This window comes from Campylobacter sp. CCUG 57310, from assembly GCF_013201975.1.
Taxonomy (GTDB): domain Bacteria; phylum Campylobacterota; class Campylobacteria; order Campylobacterales; family Campylobacteraceae; genus Campylobacter_A; species Campylobacter_A canis.
Map to the genome: position 1 here is coordinate 1,626,429 of NZ_CP053845.1, position 21,572 is coordinate 1,648,000.

Genomic DNA, 21,572 nt, shown 5'->3' on the forward strand with positions numbered 1-21,572 from the left:
ATTCTAAATTTACATAAAAACAACCCTAAAACACTTAAACATAAGCAAACACAATGTTAAATTTGGATATAATCGCATAATTTTCATATATAAAGTAGGTAAAAATGAGCTTTTTAGATATTTTCTCCAAAACCAGAAAAAAACAATCAGCTCCGAGCGAAGCTCCTGCACACTGGATCAAATGCGATAGCTGCCACTCGCTTATGTATTATAAAGAGGTTGAAGCGTGCTTTAACGTATGCCCAAAATGCGGCTATCATATGCGCCTAAAGCCTGAAAGAAGGATAGAAATGCTCTGCGATGCAGGCAGCTTTGTAGAATTTGACACAGAACTAAGACCTGTCGATCCTCTTAAATTTGTAGATAAGAAATCATACAAAAAACGCATAAGCGAAAGCGAAGAAAAAACAGGCAGAAGTAGTGCCGTGATATGTGGCGAAGCCAAAATAGACGGCATGGACGCTCAACTAGTAGTCTTTGATTTTAGCTTTATGGGTGGCAGTCTCGGCTCGGTTGAGGGCGAAAAGATAGTAAGAGCCATCAAGCGCTCACTGGATAAAAAGCAGCCGCTCATCATCATCTCCGCTTCAGGCGGCGCAAGAATGCAAGAAAGCACATTTTCTTTGATGCAGATGTCAAAAACCTCGGCAGCGTTAAAGCTGCTTGATGAAGCCAAAATCCCTTACATTTCAATCCTTACCGATCCTACCATGGGTGGAGTTAGTGCCAGCTTTGCGTGGCTTGGTGACATCATCATAGCTGAACCTGGCGCACTTATCGGCTTTGCGGGTCAAAGAGTTATAAAGCAGACTATTGGTTCTGATCTACCTGAAGGATTTCAAAGATCTGAGTTTTTACTAGAGCACGGTCTAATTGATGCGATAGTTGAAAGAAGAGAGCATAAGCAGTTTATCGGCGATATGATTAGGTTGCTTACGGATATAAAGCCCGAGCAAAAACAAGCGCAAGATGTCCAGATAATGCAAGAGGACGAGGTGGAGGAATAAGGCTTGGAAATTTCGGTATTTTCCATACAAAAATCCAAGCAAGATAGCTTTGAAAGCGAGATAAAAGAGTATATCAAGATGTCGTCTAAATTTGCCAAAATTACAGATACCGTCATATTTAACGACAAAATCGCAAAAGCTCAAAGCAAAAGCAAAGAAGAGTCGTTAAAAGCTTACGATGAAGCGTATGAGCCAAATTTAAAGGGCTTTTGTATCGCACTTGATGAAAGAGGAGAGCAGATGAAAAGCGAGGAATTTGCCAGAATTTTTGCCAACAACTCTCAAATTTCACTTTTTATCGGCGGAGCTTACGGATTAAGCTCAAATTTTAAGCAAAAAGCCGACAAAGTAATTAGTCTAAGCTCTATGACAATGGCTCACAAGATAGCTAAACTTATGCTCTTTGAGCAAATTTTCAGAGCGCTTTGCATAAATGCAAATCACCCATATCACAAGTAAAGGAAGTAGATGCGCAAAAACGATTTAGAGTTTTTTAAAGCACTTTTAGAAGAGAGAAAGATACAGATAAATAAAAATATAATCGATGCAAGCAACGAGATCGCAGGGCTTAGAGGAAGCGGGGTAAGCGATGAATTCGATATCGCTTCGGTAAATGCCGATCAACTCATAGAGCAATCAATAAACGCTCAACAAAGACAAGAGCTTATCGAGATAGATCTGGCGCTTAGTAAAATTTTTAATAAAACCTACGGTGTTTGCGAGATGTGCGAAGAAGATATAGGTCTGGCTCGCCTTAAAGTAAAACCTCACGCTAGATACTGCATAGTTTGCAGAGAGATAGTGGAAAAAACATCTAAAAAATAAGGAATCATCATGAAAACAAGACGTTTTATAGTATATAGCGTGATATATATAGTCTTACTTGGCATTTTGGTGTATTCAATCGACTCTTCTGATCATACTTTCGGGCTTCTTGGCTACTCATTTACTATGCCGCTTGCGCTTTGGGTAGTACTGCCGGTGGCGTTTTTTGCGATTCTTTGCATAGCACATATCGCATATCACGGCTTTGAAATTTATATGTTTAAACGCTCCATAAAACGCGATGAAACTCTTTACAAAGAGCTTGCCAGAGAGGTTTTGCTGGGGCTTGATACAAATAAAGATTTTAAAACAGAGCTTTACAAAGCTCCTTCGCAAATTACTAAAATTTTATCTCCTTGGGGCAAACACAAAGACGAAGCTGTTAGCGACGACGAGCTTGAAAGCGTTGCAAAAACAGTAAAAAACATAATAAACGGAGAAGTTGTCGATCTTAAGAAATTTAGACTGCAAAGCACAAATTCGCTCTTTATACAAAACGAGCTAAATAAAATAGAAAAAAATTCAACCTATTTCCTTGATGTGCTTAAAGACTACAAAGAGATAAACGATGAAATTTCTAAAAAAGCCAATGAAAAGCTTATTACAACCGGCAGTTTTGCAGACATCAAGAAATTTAATTTCGCAAAGAGCGCAGAAGAGACCATGACTCTACTTGAGCGCTTCATAAAAGATGAGATTGCTATAAGTAATGATGAAATTTACGAGCTTCTTAATAACTTTAAAATTTCAAAAGCTCAGTATAACAACTCTGCAAAAATTCTAATAGGCAAGATAACTCCTGACGCTCTTATAAATATATTTGAGAAGTTAAAATCATCTCATACCGATGCCGAAGAGGCGTATTTGTATCTGCTATTTGAGTTTCAAATGCTTGATAAAGTGCGTGAAATCACCGAAAATTCCGACGCAAGCGAATATCAAAACATCAAAATTTTGATGTATCTTAGAGAAAACGGCAAGATAGTGCCTGAAAATTTGCTCTTTAGATGATAGACTTTAGCTTAAAGCCTATCTTTTTAGCTCCTTTGGCAGGTTTTTCTGATCTGCCTTTAAGGAGCGTGGTCAAGCGTTTTGGATGCGATGTAACGGTTAGCGAGATGATAAGCGCAAACGCACTTGTATATGAAAGCTCGGACAAGACTCTTGAAATGCTTAAAAAATCCCCCGAAGAAACTCCGTATATCGTTCAAATCGCAGGAAGCGATAGAGAGATCATTAAAAAAGCTGTCGAGATTATAAATAAATTTGAAGGAATAGACGGCATAGATCTAAACTGCGGCTGTCCCGTGCCAAAAGTAGTCAAGCAATGCGCAGGCTCGGCGCTTCTAAAAGATATAGATAATCTCAAAAAGATAGTAGAAACGATAAAAAAAACTTCAAACAAAAATATGCTAAGCGTTAAAATGAGGCTAGGATTTGACGAGAAAATTCCTGAAATTTTAGCTTTAGCGGCTGAAGATGCAGGGGCTGATTATATAGCTTTTCACGGACGAACAAGAGCTGGCGGATATACGGCAAAGGTTGATTATGAGGCTATAGCAAGAGCCAAAAGTGCGGTTAAAATTCCGCTAATCGCAAACGGAGATATCAGCGAGAAAAACGCCGAGCAGGTTTTTAAGCTAACAAATTGCGACGCTATAATGATAGGCAGAGCCTGCATAGGCAAGCCTTGGGTATTTCACGAGATCAAAAGCAGCCAAAGCGTAACTAACGAGCTAAAGCGCGAGATAATCCTAGCTCACTTTGACGCTATGCTCTCTCACTACGGCGCTCACGGAGTGTCGATATTTCGCAAGCACTTGCACCAGTACTCAAAAGGCATAGAAGGCGCAAGCGCATTTAGAGACGAGATAAATCGCATCAGCGACGCTTTTACAATGCGCGAAAAGATAGAAGACTTCTTTAAAATTTAAATTATGCAAGGCTACATAATCCACACGCAAAAAGCCAAAGAAGAAGACCTTATCGTCTATATTCTGACAAAGGATCTGCTTATAAAGTGCTACCGATTCTACGGAGCGCGCCACGCTAGCGTTATGCAAGGCTTTAAGATAGATTTTGAGCTAAACGAAAGTGCAAATTTTCTCCCGCATCTTAGAAGCGTGCTACATCTTGGCTTTAACTGGCTTGTCGTGCGCGAACGTCTGCTCATATGGCAACAGTTTATGCGACTGTTTTACGCGCATTTAAAAGATGTCGAGCATATAGACGAGATATATTTTAACCAGGCTGAAATTTGTGCGCAGAGATTTCTAAAGCAAAACCCAAAACGTTTAATCATCGAAAGCTATGTGCGAATTTTAGAGCACGAAGGAAGACTTCATGACGAGCTTGCTTGCTTTGTCTGTGATGAAACGATCGCAGATAGCCTATCTTTAACTCGCGGATTTTTGCCCTCTCATACGCATTGTGCCGGAAATTTTAGCTTTGAAGCGGAGAAAATAGCTCATCTTTTTAAAGATAAATCAACCATCCTGCTAAACGATGAGGAAGTTAACGAACTATACACTATCATCTTGCAAGGGTTTTAATTAAATCAGGTGGAGGGGGTCATTGCAGATAGGCAAACCGCCCTTTATGCTAAAATTTGACAAATTAATAAGGAGATAAATTTGAATAACTTTAGATACATCCTAATCCCCCTTACAATATCCATCATAGCTCTTATATCCATCTTTTATCTTTCTGATATTAAATTTAGTTCAAAGAAATCAGGCTTTACCATAACCCAAGATACCAAGATAGATCCGAATTCCAAGCTAGCTAAATATGTAACACAAGAAGAGATAGATGATTTTGCATTTAGATATTGGGATATAGATGACGAGATACAGTATACAAACAAACACAGAACCGAAAACGAAACATTTAAAAAACTAAGACTTCTTTTAAAAGCAAAAGACACAAAGGGTGTTTTAAATTTTGTCAAGGATAATAATTTAAGCGTTGATGTAAGCATGACATATAATCTTACTCCTTTGATGTATAGCTCATTTTATGACGATGATATAACTGCCAAAGAACTTATAAACTTAGGAGCTAATATAAGAGCAACGGATAGATATAAGCTAAGTCCTTTAGCTTATGCTATTGAAAACAACTCCACTAAGACAGCTAAACTGCTTTTAGATAGTGGGGTAAAGGTTGATGAGATAAAGGCACTTCAGTTTTATATAACTCCACCTTTTTATAATAATATAGATAAACTGATAATAAGCGGAGATGATATAAAGATTATCTTTCAAGATAACTATGTAAGAGATGATCAGTCAAAAGATGCTATGAATCCTATGGAATATGTTGTAACTTGCAACTACATTGAACTAGCCCAAATGATACTAGAAAGCGGATACGTCCCAAAACTCAGTAAAGAACCTATCGATGGCTTGCCCGGCATTAAAGACGGCTCTGATGTAAAGCGTTCGGTATATCATGTGCTTGATGAGATTCCAAACCATGAGGGTATGCTTGAGCTTCTTTTAAAATATGATGTAGTAGGACAACCCACTAAAGAGGAGTTAAAGGGGGCTTACGAGGAGTGTTATGACTCTTATAAAGATTTTGCCAAAACTAAAGAGGATTTCTTAAGCGGCAAAATTACTTTAACCATTTTTAGCCAACAAGGACTAAAAAGAACACTAGGATATTATGAACAATACTGCGCCGATGAAAACGCAACTTTTAATGATATAAAAACATTCTTTGCTTGGGCTAATGAAACAAGAAAACATTATGCAATAGATAAAGTATTAAGCAGTAACAGAAACAACCCAAACAAAGTAATCTATATCGATCAAAATTCAACAGATCAAGTTAACAAAAACTAAAACCATCAAGGAGTAAAAGTGTCAAATTTCAACAAAGAGAAGTTTATACAAGATAAATTTCTAAACACTTTTCACTTACTAACTGTAGTATTTAGCAAAATTTACTAATCAAATTTGCAGATAAGATAAAAATTCACTCAACAAATTTAAAAAACGTATCCGAATGGATATTTTCAAACGCCGTTTTTAACGAAACAAAAAATTTTGGATTTTCACTCTCTAAATTTGCCAGCATCGCTTTAGTTTCGGCTCTTGCGCGAGGCGATTTGCCACCGTAAGCTTTGGCTGGACAGCTCTCTTCTTCGTTCATTATCGGAAGCTCGTTTTTGATCGCACAATCGCGAATTTGACGCTCACGCACAAGTATAAGAGGTCTAATGATATCAAGTCCGTTTTCCGCTTTATATCTTGGAGCCAAAGTCCTAAGCGCGCCGTTATAAGTAAAATTCATGAAAAAACTCTCTGCTGCGTCGTCAAGATGATGTGCAATTGCAATTTTATTAAACCCGTTTTCAAGAGCATAAGTGTAGAGATAGCCCCTGCGCATACGACTGCAAAAGCTGCAAAATGTCGTATTTTCACGAATTTTTTCTCTACCGAATTCAAAAATTTGCGTGTCAATGACTTTGTAAGGAATTTCATGCAGTTTAAAATGCTCTTTTATAGGCTCAAGATTTTCGCCTATCCCGTAAGTTACGGTAACGGCTTCAAACTGCCAATTCAGCGGACTTACCGAGCAAAAATGCTTAAGCAGATGAGCAAGCGTCATGCTATCCTTGCCACCGCTTAGGGCGAGTAAAATTTTATCGCCCTCTTCAAACATCTTGTATTTCGCGTTGGTTTGACCTACTATGCGAAGGAGCTTTTTGCTAAGCTCTATCATAACTCCTCAACCATAGACAGCACAAAATCCGCACTTACATCAGCAGAGCTTTGCAAAAACTCATCAAAGTCAAATTCCGCACCGCCTCCCGCCTCATCGCTTATCGCACGAAGGATAAAAAACGGTACGCCAAGACTTTCGCAAACCAAAGCCACACTAGCGCCTTCCATTTCAGTCGCATCGGCTTTAAAAGTATTCTTTATCCACTCTTTACGCTCAGCGTTACAAACAAACTGATCGCCTGTAGCTATGATACCTTCGAGTAAATTTATGCCCTTTTCTTTGGCGATTTTGGCTGCAAGAGCGTTTAAATTCGCGTCACTTTTCACAAAGATACTAGTGCCGGGTACATAGCCGTAAGGATGTCCAAATGCCGTAATATCAAGGTCGTGCTGTACAAGTGAGCTGGCATAGAGCATATCGCCTATCTTTAAATTTTCATTCAGCGCGCCGGCAACTCCCGTAAAAAGAAGCCTAGTAGCGCCGAATTTCTCAATCATCACGGTAGCGGTCAAGGCTGCATTTACCTTGCCTATCTTTGAATAAGCGATAACCAGCTCTTTGCTTTTAAAATTTGCCAGATAAAACGTATTGTTTGCGTGCTTAACCTCTTTATAATCGCCCAAAACCTTTAAAAGCGGAGCGATCTCCTCTTGCATAGCCCCTAAAATCGCTATCATTTACTCTCCAAAATATTTATAATCTCATCTAAGCTTTTCATATCCGTAATCGAGTATGTCGGCTTGTCGGTTATCTTTTTGTTTATGCCTTTTAGTACGCTTGAGCCAAATTCGATGAAAATTTCAACCTCATCTTTGAAATTTTCTATACTTTGCTTATAAAGCACAGGTTTAACCAGCTGATCTTTAAGTAAATCAAGGGCTTCGTCTTTGCTGCTGTAAGCCTTGGCCGTAACGTTTGAAATGACATCGGTAAAATTTGGCTTTAAAGCGGCTTGCAAATAAGAAACCAATCCCTCGCTAGCGCTTTTTAGAATTGGACAATGGCTAACTACGGACATATTAAGAGGCATAACTCGCTTTGCACCGGCATCTTTAAATGCGTTTTCAAATTTAGCCAAATCCTCTCTAAGCCCAGCCACGACGATCTGCCCGTCACAGTTGTAGTTGGCTGCGTAAATTTGAAAGCCGTCTTTTTGCCCGTTAGTGCAAATTTCTTCTACAACTTCATCTTTTAATCCTAAAATAACAGTCATTGAAACGTCTTTGCCCGCACAAGCTTCCTGCATGAGTTTGCCGCGAATATTTACAAGCTTAATCGCATCCACATAATCAAAAGCCCCATTTACAGCTAGTGCGCTAAATTCTCCAAGCGAGTGACCGAGACTAAATTTAGACTGTAAATTTAAACGCGAAGAAAAAGCCATATAGCACATAAGTGAGTTTAAAACTATGGCAGGTTGAGTAAATTCGCTCTTGCTTAAAAGTTCATTTTCACAAAAAAGCAAATTTGCAAAATCTATCTTAAGCGTATCGCTTGCATTCTGCAAAAGCTCTTTTGCACAGCTAAAATTTTCATAAATTTCTTTACCCATCCCGGTGGCTTGAGAGCCTTGTCCCGGGAATATAAAAGCTGCTTTCACTACTATTTCTTAATGATGTTTTCCGCAGCAACCGCCACCATGCTCATCGTGATGAGCTCCACCGCAGCACTCATCATCCTCATGATGGTGACCGTGACCGCCGCAGCAACCGCCTTCGCCGTGATCGTGGTCATGATGTCCGCCTCCGCAGCAACCGCCACTTTTTTTACCGTGACTTCCGCAACCGCAAGCATGCGCTTGAGCCACTACTCCCGTTGAGATCTCATCTTGTGTGGCATCTCTTACTTCGGTAACTTCAACATTAAACTCAAGATCTTTGCCTGCATAAGGGTGGTTAAAATCAACCGTAACGTCATCCTCTCCGATTTTAGATACGATTACGCGAACGTTTGAGCCGTCTTCGCCTTGACCGAAAAGCTCCATGCCTTCTTTTAGTTCAATTCCTGCAAATTGCTCTTTCGGTAACGTTTGAAGCGCCTTTTCATCATACAATCCGCAAGCTTCGGCAGCTTCAATAACGATATTTTTTCTATCGCCTGCTTTAAGAACACTAACCTCTTCTTCTAATTTTGGGATGATATGTCCGCGTCCTGTCAAAAATGAAATTTGACTTCCCGTTTGCATGTTTGATTCTAAAATTTCGCCTGTTTTTGCATCTTTTAGCTCATAAAACATAGATATAACTTGATCTTTCACATTTTCTCCTACAAATAAAATAAATGTGATTATACCTGAATTTTATTAATCTAAATTGACTTATCTATCAGGCGAAGCTTTAGCTTCCTTGCTCTCAGGATATCCTAGTTTAAGAGCTTTGTAGAAACGATTTCCGCTTGCGGTATCGCCGATCTTATCAAAGCTGATTGCGGTATGATACAGCAACTTTGGAGTGTAATCAGCCTTATCGTAAAGCGATATGCTTTGCTGATAGTATTTTATAGCGTTATTGTAGGCTTTTTGTTGGTATGAAATTTCACCAAGGTAGAAATTTGCAGCGGCAGGCTTATGGTTTTTGGTTATCAAAAACTCATACCTATCTTTTGCATCATCAAGTTTGCCTGCATCAAACATCTTCTTTGCGTCTGCAGCGACATCTTGAATTTTTTGTTTAGTAAAGTCTGATTTACCAGAAGAGCCGGCTGAGTCTTTACTTTCGCTTGATTGCTCTTTTTCAGCACTCTTTGAGCCGGTTTTACTAAGCTCAGATTTTGAGACATAGTTTGAATTTATCTTGTCTATAAGAGCACTTAGATCTTTTAAGGCTTTTGTTATTTTTTGATTGTTAGCTTCTTGAATTTTGCGACTCTCTTCAACGTATTGCCTAAGAGATTCCAAGCTAACGCCTTCACCGCCTTCCTCGCCTACTACTTTACCTTGAAGTTCATCTAAGCGTTTTTCGACTTTAGTTATACGGGAATTCATCCCGTCCATGATGCTTTGAATTCCTTCTATTCGCTCTTGAGCACCGCTTAGGGTTGATTCTACATCATTCATATTTCTACTTAAATTTTCGACTTTTTGTTTATTTTTAAGTAGAGCCTTTTCGCCGTCGGTTAAACCGTAAGGATTTGAACTATCTAAATTTCCGGCATCAAATACCGAAATTTCAGCAGAATAAGCAAGAGCGGCCCCCATAAAAAGAGCCGCTAAATTTTTAAAATTTGTCATAATTGATTATGGAAGAACTTTAAATTCAGCACGTCTGTTTTGTGCGTCGCAAGCTTTTGTTTTATCTGAGCACACAGGATTGCTCTCGCCGTAGCTTACAACCATAATTCTATCGGCTGAAACACCTTGTTTTACAAGAGCGTCTTTAGTAGCTTTAGCTCTTTTTAAACCAAGAGCATAGTTATACTCGTCTGTTCCCCATTCGTCGCAGTTGCCTTCTACTTTGATAGTTAGGCTTTGAGCTTCTGATTGGTTAAATAAACTTGCATTTGTATTTACGACCGGTTGCATATCGCTTTTGATATTAAATTTATCAAAATCGAAATACACAGTCTTTACTTGCCCTTCTATCGCAGATAGTAACTGTTGCAATCTATCACTAGAGCTCATCATAGTATCGGTAGATGAACCCATCATACCCATGTTTTGATTTGAGTCTGCGCTCATATCTACTTCAGGGTTTTTAGAGCTACAACCGCTCATGAATAGCGCTGCAACAACAGCGGAAGCTAAAACTACTTTTTTCATATTAATCCTTTTACAAAAATTTCGGTGATTATATCATAAATTTTAAAATAAACTTTAACAAACCTACCAATCAATTGATTGAATTTTTCCTATTTTTAACGGAAATTGAAAACTTTTATTTTCATTGACACGAATTATACCAAGAGAACTCTGCCCGCCAAGCTCTTTGATAAACACTACACTTTGTCCGTCACTTGAAAATCTCGGATACAAATTCTTGCCGCTTGCGGTAAGTTGTCTTATATATTCTGTCTTTGTCGAGATAAGATAGATGTTAAAGTCTCTAGTTCCAAATTCGCTCTTGGCGTCCTCCCTGCTTGAGTAAACCACATAGTTTTGATATGCGCTTACGGAGTTGTTGTTTTTACCGTGATATACCATCTGCTCAACCGCTCCGCCATTTACGCTTTGAGAAAAGATATTTGGATAACCTAATCTATCCGATACAAAAACAACCTTACTATCGTGATCGACAAAATTTCCGTTTACGTCAATACCGCTGTAGTTTGTTATCTGTTTAAGCTTTTTTGAATTTAGATCATAGATGTAGATATCGGGCTGATCTTGTGGAGCCATAGTAAGAAGTAGCTTATCCCCGCTCTCGCTTACGTCAGAAGCCACAAGCATGCCGCCTGAAGTCTCTAAAATTTTAGTTTTTTTGCCTGTTGCCAGCTCAAATTTATAAAGTACTAGCTTTGCACCGCTGTAGTCAGAGTAGTAAAACGCACTTTGATCGGCTCCTGACCATTTAGGAAATATATTTAACCCGCCGCGAACAATTACTTTCTGATACGTTAGAGTATAGTCGGCCACTACGATTTCGCTTTGTTTTGAGCCTGTTCCTTTGGCAAATACGATAAATTTCTCCATCCAATTTACAGGAGGCATTTTTAGCTCATTTACAAGCTCTACTATAGCTTTATGCGCCAAAAACGGAAATTTGGCTCCGTCGTCCATAGTGTAAGCACGCTCGTATTGTGTAGTAGCGGTTTTGGCATTTATCAGCTTTACTTTGAGTCTAAGCGGAGTTGAAGGAGAGCCTTCAAGTGCGTATCTAAAAATCAGTTGCGCGCTCTTTTCGCTCATTACGTTTGTGTTTGAATCCCCTTCGTAGCTGCTTTGGATGTATTCATCAACCACTTCAAAATCAGAACTTACCTTTAAATCTCCAAGCATGATCTTGTGAAATCTGCTTTTAAACGCTTGATCGCTAACCATAGTCGTCGCATCTTGCAAAACGATTTTAGGAAGCGCAAGCCCTTTATTTACGATGGCTATCGTTGCATCTACAGCAAATAAGCCGATAGCTAGGCTTAGTAATAATACAATCTTTTTCATCTATCCTCCGTTGTTTAATTTTGTAGTTTATCTTCTAATTTAACAGGAATTGTAAAGGGTTTTCCATCAAGTGATGCCGGAAATATTTCAAATGTCATCTTTTGTAAAAATTCTCTTACCTTATCGTTAAATTCACTGTTGTATGACAGTTGTTTTATATTGTAACTAAAATTTCCATTTGGACTTATAGTAATTTCAACCAATGCATTATCATTTGAGTCGGCCTTATATGCTGTCCATTTTGTCTCTAAAATTCTGGTTATCTCCCCTATGTAAGGATTATATTCACCTGTTCTTTGCGATTTTGGTGTCTTGGCTACTTTGTCAAGCTGCAAAGAATTTATCACGTCACTTGCGGCTTTTGCCTCTTTTTTTGCCTCTTTTTTTTCAGGTTTTATCCTGCTTTGATCTTTTGGCGTCTCTTTTTTCTTAACCACCTTATCCTCTTTTAGCTTTGAAGTGTCGATGTCTTTAAAGAGATCTTTTAAATTTGGCTCTTCTTTCTCAGCAGGTTTTGACTCAGGCACTACTTCAGGAATAACCTCAGGCTCTACAGGCTTGTTTGTAGTATCGGGCTTTGACTCCTCTTTTGGCTCTTCAACCTTTTTTTCAGGCTCTTCACTCTTTACTACTTCTTCTTTTTTTTCAGGTGCTTTTACTACTATATCAGGCTCACGCTCCACTATCGTAATATCCATAAAAGCGTCTTTAGTATCGGTATATCTTTTAGCCTCTTCTTTAAAATAAGTAAGTTTTACGAAAATTCCGACTATCATACAAATATAAAGAACAAAAGAGAGTATAAAATAATTAAAAGTATTGAAATTTGGCTTTAAAATTTTATCCATTAGTTTGAAGTGCCACCTTTGTAAATCCGGCATTTTTAATGCTTTTTAAAACAAACATAACATCATCATAAATCAAATTTTTATCCGCCTTTATATAAACCGGCGAATTTTTATCATATTTTGCGCCAAGTAAGACGATATTATCGGGAAGCTCTTGCAGACTCATAGTGCTTTGATCTATCCTTACTTTTCTTTGCGCATCAACGATTACCATGAGATCCTTTTGCATGGCGGTCGATGACTTGGTCTTTGAGCCGTCAGGAAGCACTATCTGCTCTTCATAGATAATCGCAGGAGTAGTCACCATAAGGATAGCTAAAAGCACGAGCATAATATCAACTAGCGGAGTGATATTTAGCTCGGGAGTCTCTTCAAGATTTATCATTAAAATTCTTCTTTGCCTGCTATGAGTATGTCGGCTTCTCGCTTGATTGTACTCATAAGTTCGTAAGCTTTTCTTTTAATTAACAAGTTAAATGTATATGCCGGTATTGCTACGAAAATTCCCGCTCCCGTTGCAACCAAAGCCTCACTGATAGCAGGAGCTATTACACCAAGGGATGAGTTACCGCCTTGCCCAAGTTGTGAAAACGTCTCAAGGATAGAGACAACAGTTCCAAAAAGCCCTATAAACGGGGAAGTAGAAGCGATTATAGCAAGCCAAGTAACTCCGCTTGTAGCGTTCTTTTCAGCTATGCTGATGCAAATTCCAAGCTTTTCTTTGTTTATTCTGCCTGAAGCGCATTTTTTAAGAGCCGAGTCGTTGCTAAGGGTTTTAGCACCCATAAGCAAAGACTCAAGCGAGGCATTTTCTCTTCTTTGCCAAAGACCAAGCCCCACCATACGAGAAAATAGTATGGTAAAGCTCATTATCAGATACAAAGAGAGCCAACTAAGTACAAAAATAGTTATAAAACTACTTCTTGATACGTAGTTTAAAAATATATCAAGCCCAGCCACTATTTTACTTTCGCTCTAGCCATGCTGTCTAGCTTTGATACTGTCGATGCAAAGGCATTTGTATCGCTACTCATACTTTGAATCAACTCTTTGGCTTTTTCTAGAGAGTTTGCTATCTCTCCTTCTGAATTTCCGGAGACATATACGGCTCCATCGGCAAGCACAACAGCCTTGCCTTCATCGATTTTGACATAACCCCAATTTATGGCCACTACATCGTGGTTTTTATCTTCATCTTCAATGTCAATAAGTCCAGCCTTTAGCAAAGATATCAAAGATGCGTGTCCCGGGAGGACGCCAAATTCACCCTCCGTACCAGGAAGCACCACGCTCTTAACATCATTTGAAAAAACTAGACCTTCAGGCGTTACAATCTCTAAATGCAATTTATTCATTAAGATTCCTTTAAATTTTAGCCTTTAAGTTTTTCAGCTTTTTGCATTACCTCGTCGATATTGCCTACCATATAAAACGCGGCTTCAGGAAGATCGTCATATTTGCCATCCAAAATTCCTTTAAATCCTGCAATGTTTTCTTCTAGACTTACATATTTTCCAGGGCTTCCCGTAAAGACTTCCGCAACGAAGAATGGTTGAGATAAAAATCTCTCTATCTTTCTTGCTCTATCAACAGTTACTTTATCTTCTTCACTAAGCTCGTCCATACCAAGGATCGCGATGATATCTTGAAGGTCTTTATATTTTTGCAAAACAGCTTGAACACCACGCGCAACTCTATAGTGATCTTGTCCTAAAATTTGCGGATCAAGCATACGTGAAGTTGAGTCAAGCGGGTCAACCGCAGGATAAATTCCCTTCTCTGCAATAGCACGGTTAAGAACCGTTGTAGCGTCAAGGTGAGCAAAAACTGTCGCAGGAGCAGGGTCTGTAAGGTCGTCAGCAGGAACGTAAACGGCCTGAACCGAAGTAATTGATCCTTTTTTAGTTGATGTAATTCTCTCTTGAAATTTACCCATCTCGCTTGCAAGCGTAGGCTGATAACCAACCGCTGAAGGAATACGTCCAAGAAGTGCTGACATCTCTGCACCTGATTGAGAAAATCTAAAGATATTATCAATAAACATAAGAACGTCAAGTCCCATCTCGTCACGGAAATATTCAGCCATAGTAAGACCTGTTAGCGCGATTCTGTTTCTTGCCCCCGGTGGTTCGTTCATCTGGCCATAGCATAAGGCAACTTTATCCAAAACATTGGATTCTTTCATCTCGTGATAAAGGTCGTTTCCTTCACGAGTTCTCTCGCCAACACCAGCAAATACGGAATAACCGCTGTGTTTAAATGCAACGTTGTGGATAAGCTCCATAATAATAACCGTCTTACCAACGCCGGCACCACCGAATAGCCCTACCTTACCGCCTTTTGCATAAGGAGCAAGAAGATCAACTACCTTGATACCTGTTTCAAAAATTTCACTTTTTGTGCTTTGCTCTTCAAACGCAGGAGGATCGCGGTGGATAGACCATTTTTTATCAAAATCTACGTTTTCGCCCTCATCGATAAGATCGCCGATAACGTTAAAAATTCTACCCAAAACTTTCTCGCCGACAGGAACTGTTATAGGTGCTCCAAGCGCAACCGCCTCAAGACCACGAGTTAGACCCTCGCTCATATCCATAGCGATGGTTCTTACGCGGTTATCTCCAAGATGAGCTGCAACTTCAAGAACTAGCTTGTTTTGCTTGCCTTCCACTTCATAATTTACTTCGATAGCTTCATTTATCTTTGGCAAATAGTCATTGAAATCGACATCGACCACAGGGCCCATTATCTGACTAATAACACCTTTCATTCATTCTCCTTTTTATTATTTCATTGATTCAACACCACTGATGATTTCGATAAGCTCAGTGGTAATAGACTCTTGTCTAGCTTTGTTATAAGCTAAATTTAACTGACGAACACGCTCTTTTGCATTATTTGTCGCATTATCCATCGCTTGCATTCTGGCACTATGCTCAGCCGCAAGAGAGTCGACAAGCGCATAATACATACTGTATTCGAAGTATTTTTCAAGTAACTCGTCTAAAATTTTGTTGTCGTTTTCAGGCTCAAATTCCATCAAAGAATTTGTCTCTACTTCAACCATCTTAGGTGGCTCAACAGGCACAACGTCATTTATGCGAATTTCTTGAGAAATCATATTTTTATAGCCGTTATGAACAAGAATTACCTTATCCGTAACTCCGTTTATAAAGTCATTTACCGCATCTTTTATGACGCTTTGAGCTTTTTCATATGTTGGCGATGAACTAACTCCGACATAAGTCTGAAGCAGATCAATACCTTGGAAGTTGAAAAACTCAATGCCTTTTTTGCCGACGGCTCTAAGTCTAATTTTTACTTTTTTGGCTTTAAATTCATTTATCATTCTTCTTACGGTTTTGATAGTTTGGATATTAAAACCACCACAAAGTCCCTTATCAGCGGTAACAAATATGATATCAACCTTCTCTACATTCTCCTTGATGTCAAAGAATTTACTCTCCGCATTTACCGAGCGATACTGGTTGATCTTATAAGCTATCTCTGATAAAACTTCATTGATCTTAAGCGCATACACTCTTGACTGGCGAGCCGCTTCTTCTGCCTTTCTAAGTTTAGCAGTAGAAACCAGCTTCATCGCACGCGTCGTCTTTTGAGTGTTCTGGACGCTCTTGATCTTTCGTTTTATATCTTTTAAATTTGACATATTTTAGCCTTAGTTAACAGCAAATGTCGCTTTAAAATCTTTCAGCGCTTTATGTAAAAGCTCTTCAATCTCTTTATCAAGCACTTTTTTAGTTCTAATTTGTTCAAAAATTTCAGGATATTTTGCTTCTATATATGGATATAGTTCAGACTCAAATTTTGTAACATTTAAAGTAGCTATATCATCAAGATAACCCTTCGCTCCGGCAAAGATTAGCACTACTTGGTTCTCAACAGGAAGCGGGCTATAAGGAGGTTGTTTTAGGACTTCAACCATTCTTTGACCGCGCTCAAGCTGCTTTCTTGAACTCTCGTCAAGATCGCTTGCAAACTGAGCAAACGCTTGAAGCTCGCGGTATTGCGCAAGGTCAAGTCTTAGGTTACCTGAAACTTGTTTAATAGCTTTAATCTGAGCAGCACCACCGACACGAGAAACTGAAAGACCAACGTTAATCGCAGGGCGGATACCTGAGTTAAATAGATCCGACTCAAGGAAAATTTGACCGTCCGTAATAGAAATAACGTTTGTCGGAATATACGCAGAAACGTCACCGGCTTGAGTCTCGATGATAGGAAGAGCGGTAAGCGATCCGCCGCCTAGCTTGTCATTTAACTTACTTGCGCGCTCAAGAAGTCTTGAGTGAAGATAGAAAACATCGCCTGGATATGCTTCACGACCCGGAGGGCGGCGAAGGATAAGTGACATTTCGCGGTATGCTACGGCGTGTTTTGAAAGGTCATCATAAATGATTAGCGCGTGACGTGAATTATCACGGAAATATTCACCCATAGTTACGCCCGCATAAGGAGCAAGGTACTGAAGCGCAGCAGCATCAGATGCGCCGGCATTTACAACTATCGTATAATCCATAGCGCCGTATTCTTCAAGCTTTTTAACAACCTGAGCAACTGTTGATTGTTTTTGTCCGATAGCTACATAGATACAAACGACATCTTGTCCTCTTTGATTGATGATGGTGTCTATCGCAACCGTTGTTTTACCTGTTTGGCGGTCACCAATGATAAGCTCGCGCTGTCCACGGCCGATCGGCACAAGTGCGTCGATAGCTTTGATACCTGTTTGAAGCGGCTCATGAACTGATTTTCTAGCCATAATACCTTTTGCTTTTTCTTCAACGAATCTTGTTTCGCTCGCGTCAATAGGACCTTTTGCATCAATCGGCTCGCCAAGAGAGTTCACAACGCGTCCGATAAGCGCGTCGCCGACAGGCACACGAAGAAGTTTTCCGAGGCGTTTTACAGAACTTCCTTCTTTAATGTTGTCGGTTTTACCGAGGATAACTATACCGACACTGCTCTCTTCAAGGTTAAGAGCCATGCCTTTTTCACCACTTTCAAACTCAACCATCTCACCGGCCATAACATTTTTCAGTCCGTAAACATTAGCAACACCATCAGCTACCGAGATAACCTTGCCAGTCTCTTCAACATCAACGTTTAGATCGAAATTTTCGATTCTTTCCTTGATGATAGCGCTAATTTCATCTGCTTTTATTTTTGCACTCACGCTTTTTCTCCTTTTAAATTGCTTTTAATATATATTCAGTCATTTGGGCTTTGAGTCTGTCGATAAAAAAACTCGCTTCCACACCCAAATCGTCCAACTCGATTTTTATACCGTTATAATCACTCTTTATGGCTTCAAGCATAATTTTTGCATCAAATCTCTTTGAAAAACTCTTCTCAAGTTCCTCGATTTGAGTTGCACTGATATCAAAATTGCCATAAATTTTACCGCGATACACATTATCTATGCGAGCTTTTTGAGCCATTAGCTCAGCTACGATCGCAGGCAAAAGTTCAAGACGCTTGTTTTCTCCAAGCAGCTTGATAAAATTCGTAAATTTAGTATCTGTTTCATCAATAAGCGATAAAATAAATTTCACTTTTTCGCAACTTTTAACATTGGGCGAGATTATAATATTCCTAAATTTATGAATTTTAAACGCATTTGCAATAACATTTAAGCTGTCTATAAATTTCTCAAGCTCGCTTTTGCTTAGCTCAGCCATCAGAGCTTTGACATATTTTTTTGCTATTAACTCTTTCATTAGCCAACCTTCTTAAGCACGATATTGACAAGTTCATTTTGATCTATTTTCATACTATCGCTTGCGAAAATTTCATTCAAAACTTCTCCAACCACGACTTTCGTCATGCGTCTTCTTTCGAATTCTTTCTGCTCTTCAAAGCTCTTTTCCATATTCAAAAGCTCTTGGTTAGTTTCGTTTTTGATTTTTTCAGATAGTATCATTGCCTCTTTTTTAGAAGTTTCAACAAGACTAATCGCATTGCTTTTAGCTTCCTCAACTCTTCTTAAGGCGTCGTCTTTTTTGACTTGCGACTCTTTAAGCTTCTTTTGAATGCCGTCAAGTCTATTTGCTATGCTTTGTATTCTAGCTTTATAAGCGTTTTTGATAGGAGTAGCGATGAAATAGTATAAAATTCCAAAGAATAAAACAAAGTTGATAGTTCTTGCTACGATATCATAGCCATTTCCGCTAGGTTCGCTTGCGGTAAGCAAAAACGGAATAAATAAAACAAGATAAAATTTCTTCATATTTACCCCTTAAATTTTCGCAAGTTTAGTTTTAAGAACATTTTTAAGATCAGGAAGTTTTGCAACCAGATCCGCCTTAAACTCATCTTTTTGAGTTTGTAGATTTTGCATGAATGCCTCATAATCAGCTTCTAAAACAGCGCGTTTCTCGCCGATTATCTTAGCCGCGCTCTCTTTTGCCGCACCCATTGCGTCTTGCTTTATCTTGCCCGCTTCGCTTCTAGCAGCCAAGATAATCTGCTCAATCTCAGCCTCATGAACGCTAAGATCGCTCGTGTTTTTACTAGCACTCTCTTCGTCATTCCTGATAGCTTCATTCCTCGCATCGATAAATTTGAGAAGCGGCTTGTAAAGAATGTTGTTTAAAACAAAGATAAGCCCTAGAAAAACAACCGCCGTTAGTAGAACTAATGGCAATTCGATTTCTAACATTAAATCTCCTTATGACAATTATGATTTTATTACTAAAAAACAAAAATCGCACTTATTTTACAATATGTTAGGAAAAAATTAGCTAAATTTTAGAGTTAAATTTCAGCTAATTTTGCCTATAAAATTCTCAATATCCGATATATCTTTAAATTCAAGTATCAAATTTCTATTTTTAATTTTTGATTTTATGTGGAGTTTTTCTAGAAGCTCTTTTAAATAATCTAGCTTTTGAGTGTATTTTTCATCGATTTTAAAACCGATTTTTTGCGAGCCTTTGTTTTTATCTTTTAAATTTTTAACCAAATTTTCAGTTTCGCGAACGCTCAATCTCTGTCCGATTATCGTATCGACAGCCATTTTTTCATCATTTGGTTCAAGCCCTACGATTACTTTAGCGTGTCCTTGAGTTATCTTTCCTTCTTTTATGAGATCTTGAGTGTGAAAGCTTAAAGACAAAAGCCGCATTGTGTTTGTTATCTGAGTTCTACTCTTATGTATGATGCTTGCAAGTCCTTCTTGCGTGATCTTATACTCATCGATAAGCTCTTTGTATGAATTTGCAAGCTCGATAGGATTAAGATCTTCTCTTTGAATATTTTCAATAAGCGCAAGTTCTCTTAAATTTTTACTCTCGATATCAGCAACTATAGCTTTTATTTTCTCAGCACCTAAAATTTTAGTCGCTCTAAATCTTCTTTCGCCAGCTATCAGCATATATCCGTCATCTTTTTGTATGACGATTATAGGCTGGATAAGTCCGTGTCTTTTTATTGATTCGCTTAGCTCTTTTAAGGCTGTCTCATCGAAGTGTTTTCGTGGCTGATAAGGATTTTCGGTTATTAAATTCAGATCAATTTCGGTTACTATGTCGCGATTTCCACCGCTTAACTCGGCCTTATAAGCAAGCTCAACATCTTCAAGTATAGCTCCCAATCCGCGTCCTAAACTACTCTTTTTAGCCATCTTTTATCCCAAGATCGCGTAAGCTAAATTTTGATACGCCTGAGAGCCCGGGGATTTTATATCATAAAGTATCACCGGCTTACCAAAACTTGGAGACTCGGCAAGCTTTACATTTCTAGGCACGATCACAAAATCCTCACTATCGTCTCTTAGTTTAAACAGTTTGTTTTCAAAATGCTGCTTTAAATTCGCCACAGTTTCTTTTGAAAGGTTATTTTGAGAGCTGTACATAGTCGGCAAAAAGCCCTTTATAGCAAGCTTCGGATTTATAGTTTTTTTGATTATTTTAACCGTGTTTAAAATTTGCGCCAATCCTTCAAGTGCGTAAAATTCGCATTGTATAGGTATAATCACGCTATCGCTTGCACTTAAAGCGTTTACGGTTATGCTACCAAGTGCGGGCGGGCTATCGATGATGATGAAATCATACTCGTGTAAAACTTCTGCGATTTTATTTTTAAGGATTAGTTTGTAATCCTTGCTCTGATCGTTAAATTCCTGCTCGATACCTACTAAACCTATGTTTGAAGGAGCTAGAAAAAGTGTAGGAATTTCAGTTTTTAGAACTATCTGAGAAAGCTTCTTGCGCCCTGTTAAAACGTGATAGATATTGTATTCATAGTCATTTCTGCTAAATCCCATTCCCGTAGTCGCATTTGCCTGAGGATCAATATCTATGAGTAAAACTCTCTTTTCAGCAACCGCCAAAGAAGCTGCCAAATTTACCGCTGTGGTCGTTTTGCCCACACCGCCTTTTTGGTTTGCTATGGTTATTATCTCGCTCATCTTAAAGAATACACCCTTTTTTCATTTACTAAAATAGCTCCATCATCGCAAATTTCTGCGTCTTGCAGCGATATCTCTTGCCCGTCTATATGCGTGATGAATTTTTTTGATTTCTGAAAGTCTAACCTAAATTTGCTAAAAATCTGCTTCCATAAAATCTTTTTTTCTAATAATTCACAAAATCCCCAAACTGCTTCATTTTGACTAATTTGTATATCCAAAATACCCGCATTTTTTGGTGCACCGACGAGATTTAAGCCCATGCCGCAAATATAATTTTCACTTATCTTTGAAGTAATTGTTCCGCCGATTTTTTTATCTTCTATGTAAAAATCATTGGGCCACTTAATCCAAATTTCAGAACCTTGCGAAGCTAAAAATTCACGCATAATCATCGAAAAATAAATAGATATGGAGGCCTCATGCAGATCATTTGGCAAAAAGCTCCTATCCACACAAAAGGAGAGAAACAAATTCCCTCTAAATCCTTGCCACTCGTTATTTCTGCTGCCTATGCCTTTGGTTTGTTTGTTTGCAACGATCATAAAAGGCGGCTTTATCGCTCCTGCGCGCACGCCTTCGCAGACAAATTCCTGTGTTGACGGGATTGAATCAACAAATTCAACTACCAA

General features: G+C 38.7%; 27 protein-coding genes. 7 read left to right on the forward strand and 20 right to left on the reverse strand.

The window, feature by feature from the left end; genetic code table 11:
- The first annotated feature begins 104 nt into the window (after positions 1–104).
- The 7 genes from accD (at position 105) to CORI_RS08220 (ending at position 5,680) form a co-directional block, all read left to right on the forward strand.
- Positions 105–1,007 (forward strand): acetyl-CoA carboxylase, carboxyltransferase subunit beta, encoded by a 903-nt coding sequence (gene accD / locus CORI_RS08190; RefSeq protein ID WP_173031572.1) that lies wholly within the window; start codon positions 105–107, stop codon positions 1,005–1,007.
- 3 nt (positions 1,008–1,010) lie between these two features.
- A complete protein-coding gene (locus CORI_RS08195) occupies positions 1,011–1,466 on the forward strand; it encodes a 23S rRNA (pseudouridine(1915)-N(3))-methyltransferase RlmH (protein ID WP_172200861.1) in 456 nt (151 codons plus the stop codon).
- 9 nt (positions 1,467–1,475) lie between these two features.
- Positions 1,476–1,832 carry an RNA polymerase-binding protein DksA gene (dksA, locus tag CORI_RS08200; protein ID WP_172200864.1) on the forward strand — a complete coding sequence of 119 codons (357 nt, stop codon included), beginning with the start codon at positions 1,476–1,478 and terminating at the stop codon, positions 1,830–1,832.
- 9 nt (positions 1,833–1,841) lie between these two features.
- Complete coding sequence (locus CORI_RS08205) at positions 1,842–2,843, forward strand: LapA family protein (protein WP_173031573.1); 1,002 nt, start codon at positions 1,842–1,844, stop codon at positions 2,841–2,843.
- Positions 2,840–3,766: a tRNA-dihydrouridine synthase gene (locus CORI_RS08210; RefSeq protein ID WP_173031574.1), complete on the forward strand. Its 927-nt coding sequence runs from the start codon at positions 2,840–2,842 to the stop codon at positions 3,764–3,766. Before CORI_RS08205 ends, CORI_RS08210 begins: the two co-directional genes overlap by 4 nt.
- A gap of 3 nt (positions 3,767–3,769) precedes the next feature.
- Positions 3,770–4,384 carry a recombination protein RecO gene (gene recO, locus CORI_RS08215; RefSeq protein WP_173031575.1) on the forward strand — a complete coding sequence of 205 codons (615 nt, stop codon included), beginning with the start codon at positions 3,770–3,772 and terminating at the stop codon, positions 4,382–4,384.
- Between the two features lie 81 nt (positions 4,385–4,465).
- Positions 4,466–5,680 (forward strand): ankyrin repeat domain-containing protein, encoded by a 1,215-nt coding sequence (locus tag CORI_RS08220; RefSeq protein ID WP_173031576.1) that lies wholly within the window; start codon positions 4,466–4,468, stop codon positions 5,678–5,680.
- Between the two features lie 133 nt (positions 5,681–5,813).
- On the opposite strand, the gene CORI_RS08225 is transcribed toward CORI_RS08220, so the two are convergent.
- The 20 genes from CORI_RS08225 to CORI_RS08320 all read right to left on the reverse strand — a co-directional run bounded on the left by CORI_RS08225 (position 5,814) and on the right by CORI_RS08320 (position 21,572).
- Positions 5,814–6,563: a tRNA 2-thiocytidine biosynthesis TtcA family protein gene (locus CORI_RS08225; protein WP_173031577.1), complete on the reverse strand. Its 750-nt coding sequence runs from the start codon at positions 6,561–6,563 to the stop codon at positions 5,814–5,816.
- Complete coding sequence (locus tag CORI_RS08230) at positions 6,560–7,243, reverse strand: 5'-methylthioadenosine/adenosylhomocysteine nucleosidase (RefSeq protein WP_173031578.1); 684 nt, start codon at positions 7,241–7,243, stop codon at positions 6,560–6,562. Before CORI_RS08230 ends, CORI_RS08225 begins: the two co-directional genes overlap by 4 nt.
- Positions 7,240–8,166, reverse strand: coding sequence for an ACP S-malonyltransferase (gene fabD / locus CORI_RS08235; protein WP_173031579.1), 927 nt, complete (start codon positions 8,164–8,166; stop codon positions 7,240–7,242). The genes CORI_RS08230 and fabD overlap by 4 nt, the downstream gene beginning before the upstream one ends.
- A gap of 9 nt (positions 8,167–8,175) precedes the next feature.
- Positions 8,176–8,823 (reverse strand): peptidylprolyl isomerase, encoded by a 648-nt coding sequence (locus CORI_RS08240; RefSeq protein ID WP_173031580.1) that lies wholly within the window; start codon positions 8,821–8,823, stop codon positions 8,176–8,178.
- 60 nt (positions 8,824–8,883) lie between these two features.
- The gene (locus CORI_RS08245; protein ID WP_173031581.1) at positions 8,884–9,795 is read right to left on the reverse strand and encodes a tol-pal system YbgF family protein; all 912 of its coding nucleotides are present in this window, start codon (positions 9,793–9,795) and stop codon (positions 8,884–8,886) included.
- A 6-nt stretch (positions 9,796–9,801) separates the two neighbouring features.
- Positions 9,802–10,323, reverse strand: a complete 522-nt coding sequence (locus tag CORI_RS08250; protein ID WP_169942757.1) for an OmpA family protein — start codon at positions 10,321–10,323, stop codon at positions 9,802–9,804.
- A gap of 63 nt (positions 10,324–10,386) precedes the next feature.
- Positions 10,387–11,661 carry a Tol-Pal system protein TolB gene (gene tolB, locus CORI_RS08255; RefSeq protein ID WP_173031582.1) on the reverse strand — a complete coding sequence of 425 codons (1,275 nt, stop codon included), beginning with the start codon at positions 11,659–11,661 and terminating at the stop codon, positions 10,387–10,389.
- A 14-nt stretch (positions 11,662–11,675) separates the two neighbouring features.
- Positions 11,676–12,509, reverse strand: a complete 834-nt coding sequence (locus tag CORI_RS08260) for a TonB C-terminal domain-containing protein (RefSeq protein ID WP_173031583.1) — start codon at positions 12,507–12,509, stop codon at positions 11,676–11,678.
- A complete protein-coding gene (locus tag CORI_RS08265) occupies positions 12,502–12,894 on the reverse strand; it encodes a biopolymer transporter ExbD (protein WP_169942763.1) in 393 nt (130 codons plus the stop codon). Before CORI_RS08265 ends, CORI_RS08260 begins: the two co-directional genes overlap by 8 nt.
- Complete coding sequence (locus CORI_RS08270) at positions 12,894–13,379, reverse strand: MotA/TolQ/ExbB proton channel family protein (RefSeq protein ID WP_173031978.1); 486 nt, start codon at positions 13,377–13,379, stop codon at positions 12,894–12,896. The genes CORI_RS08265 and CORI_RS08270 overlap by 1 nt, the downstream gene beginning before the upstream one ends.
- 89 nt (positions 13,380–13,468) lie before the next feature.
- Positions 13,469–13,864, reverse strand: a complete 396-nt coding sequence (gene atpC / locus CORI_RS08275; protein ID WP_169942766.1) for an ATP synthase F1 subunit epsilon — start codon at positions 13,862–13,864, stop codon at positions 13,469–13,471.
- 17 nt (positions 13,865–13,881) lie between these two features.
- Positions 13,882–15,279 (reverse strand): F0F1 ATP synthase subunit beta, encoded by a 1,398-nt coding sequence (gene atpD, locus CORI_RS08280; RefSeq protein WP_169942768.1) that lies wholly within the window; start codon positions 15,277–15,279, stop codon positions 13,882–13,884.
- 15 nt (positions 15,280–15,294) lie between these two features.
- Positions 15,295–16,179 (reverse strand): ATP synthase F1 subunit gamma, encoded by an 885-nt coding sequence (atpG, locus tag CORI_RS08285; RefSeq protein ID WP_173031584.1) that lies wholly within the window; start codon positions 16,177–16,179, stop codon positions 15,295–15,297.
- A gap of 9 nt (positions 16,180–16,188) precedes the next feature.
- Positions 16,189–17,706, reverse strand: a complete 1,518-nt coding sequence (gene atpA / locus CORI_RS08290) for a F0F1 ATP synthase subunit alpha (RefSeq protein ID WP_173031585.1) — start codon at positions 17,704–17,706, stop codon at positions 16,189–16,191.
- Between the two features lie 13 nt (positions 17,707–17,719).
- Complete coding sequence (locus CORI_RS08295) at positions 17,720–18,250, reverse strand: F0F1 ATP synthase subunit delta (RefSeq protein ID WP_173031586.1); 531 nt, start codon at positions 18,248–18,250, stop codon at positions 17,720–17,722.
- Complete coding sequence (locus tag CORI_RS08300) at positions 18,250–18,759, reverse strand: F0F1 ATP synthase subunit B (RefSeq protein WP_169942776.1); 510 nt, start codon at positions 18,757–18,759, stop codon at positions 18,250–18,252. The genes CORI_RS08295 and CORI_RS08300 overlap by 1 nt, the downstream gene beginning before the upstream one ends.
- Before the next feature lie 9 nt (positions 18,760–18,768).
- Entirely contained in the window at positions 18,769–19,191 is a 423-nt protein-coding gene (locus CORI_RS08305; protein ID WP_169942778.1) for a FoF1 ATP synthase subunit B', read from the reverse strand.
- Positions 19,192–19,293: 102 nt separating this feature from the next.
- A complete protein-coding gene (locus CORI_RS08310) occupies positions 19,294–20,154 on the reverse strand; it encodes a ParB/RepB/Spo0J family partition protein (protein ID WP_173031587.1) in 861 nt (286 codons plus the stop codon).
- A 3-nt stretch (positions 20,155–20,157) separates the two neighbouring features.
- A complete protein-coding gene (locus tag CORI_RS08315) occupies positions 20,158–20,940 on the reverse strand; it encodes a ParA family protein (protein ID WP_169973401.1) in 783 nt (260 codons plus the stop codon).
- Positions 20,937–21,572 (reverse strand): biotin--[acetyl-CoA-carboxylase] ligase, encoded by a 636-nt coding sequence (locus CORI_RS08320; RefSeq protein ID WP_173031588.1) that lies wholly within the window; start codon positions 21,570–21,572, stop codon positions 20,937–20,939. Before CORI_RS08320 ends, CORI_RS08315 begins: the two co-directional genes overlap by 4 nt.

Coding starts and splice junctions, on each gene's coding strand:
- accD (WP_173031572.1), top strand. CDS start 105: ATGAGCTTTTTAGATATTTTCTCCAAAACCAGAAAAAAACAATCAGCT.
- dksA (WP_172200864.1), top strand. CDS start 1,476: ATGCGCAAAAACGATTTAGAGTTTTTTAAAGCACTTTTAGAAGAGAGA.
- CORI_RS08205 (WP_173031573.1), top strand. CDS start 1,842: ATGAAAACAAGACGTTTTATAGTATATAGCGTGATATATATAGTCTTA.
- CORI_RS08210 (WP_173031574.1), top strand. CDS start 2,840: ATGATAGACTTTAGCTTAAAGCCTATCTTTTTAGCTCCTTTGGCAGGT.
- recO (WP_173031575.1), top strand. CDS start 3,770: ATGCAAGGCTACATAATCCACACGCAAAAAGCCAAAGAAGAAGACCTT.
- CORI_RS08225 (WP_173031577.1), bottom strand. CDS start 6,563: ATGATAGAGCTTAGCAAAAAGCTCCTTCGCATAGTAGGTCAAACCAAC.
- CORI_RS08230 (WP_173031578.1), bottom strand. CDS start 7,243: ATGATAGCGATTTTAGGGGCTATGCAAGAGGAGATCGCTCCGCTTTTA.
- CORI_RS08245 (WP_173031581.1), bottom strand. CDS start 9,795: ATGACAAATTTTAAAAATTTAGCGGCTCTTTTTATGGGGGCCGCTCTT.
- CORI_RS08250 (WP_169942757.1), bottom strand. CDS start 10,323: ATGAAAAAAGTAGTTTTAGCTTCCGCTGTTGTTGCAGCGCTATTCATG.
- tolB (WP_173031582.1), bottom strand. CDS start 11,661: ATGAAAAAGATTGTATTATTACTAAGCCTAGCTATCGGCTTATTTGCT.
- CORI_RS08260 (WP_173031583.1), bottom strand. CDS start 12,509: ATGGATAAAATTTTAAAGCCAAATTTCAATACTTTTAATTATTTTATA.
- CORI_RS08265 (WP_169942763.1), bottom strand. CDS start 12,894: ATGATAAATCTTGAAGAGACTCCCGAGCTAAATATCACTCCGCTAGTT.
- CORI_RS08270 (WP_173031978.1), bottom strand. CDS start 13,379: ATGAGCTTTACCATACTATTTTCTCGTATGGTGGGGCTTGGTCTTTGG.
- atpC (WP_169942766.1), bottom strand. CDS start 13,864: ATGAATAAATTGCATTTAGAGATTGTAACGCCTGAAGGTCTAGTTTTT.
- atpD (WP_169942768.1), bottom strand. CDS start 15,279: ATGAAAGGTGTTATTAGTCAGATAATGGGCCCTGTGGTCGATGTCGAT.
- atpG (WP_173031584.1), bottom strand. CDS start 16,179: ATGTCAAATTTAAAAGATATAAAACGAAAGATCAAGAGCGTCCAGAAC.
- CORI_RS08295 (WP_173031586.1), bottom strand. CDS start 18,250: ATGAAAGAGTTAATAGCAAAAAAATATGTCAAAGCTCTGATGGCTGAG.
- CORI_RS08300 (WP_169942776.1), bottom strand. CDS start 18,759: ATGAAGAAATTTTATCTTGTTTTATTTATTCCGTTTTTGCTTACCGCA.
- CORI_RS08305 (WP_169942778.1), bottom strand. CDS start 19,191: ATGTTAGAAATCGAATTGCCATTAGTTCTACTAACGGCGGTTGTTTTT.
- CORI_RS08310 (WP_173031587.1), bottom strand. CDS start 20,154: ATGGCTAAAAAGAGTAGTTTAGGACGCGGATTGGGAGCTATACTTGAA.
- CORI_RS08315 (WP_169973401.1), bottom strand. CDS start 20,940: ATGAGCGAGATAATAACCATAGCAAACCAAAAAGGCGGTGTGGGCAAA.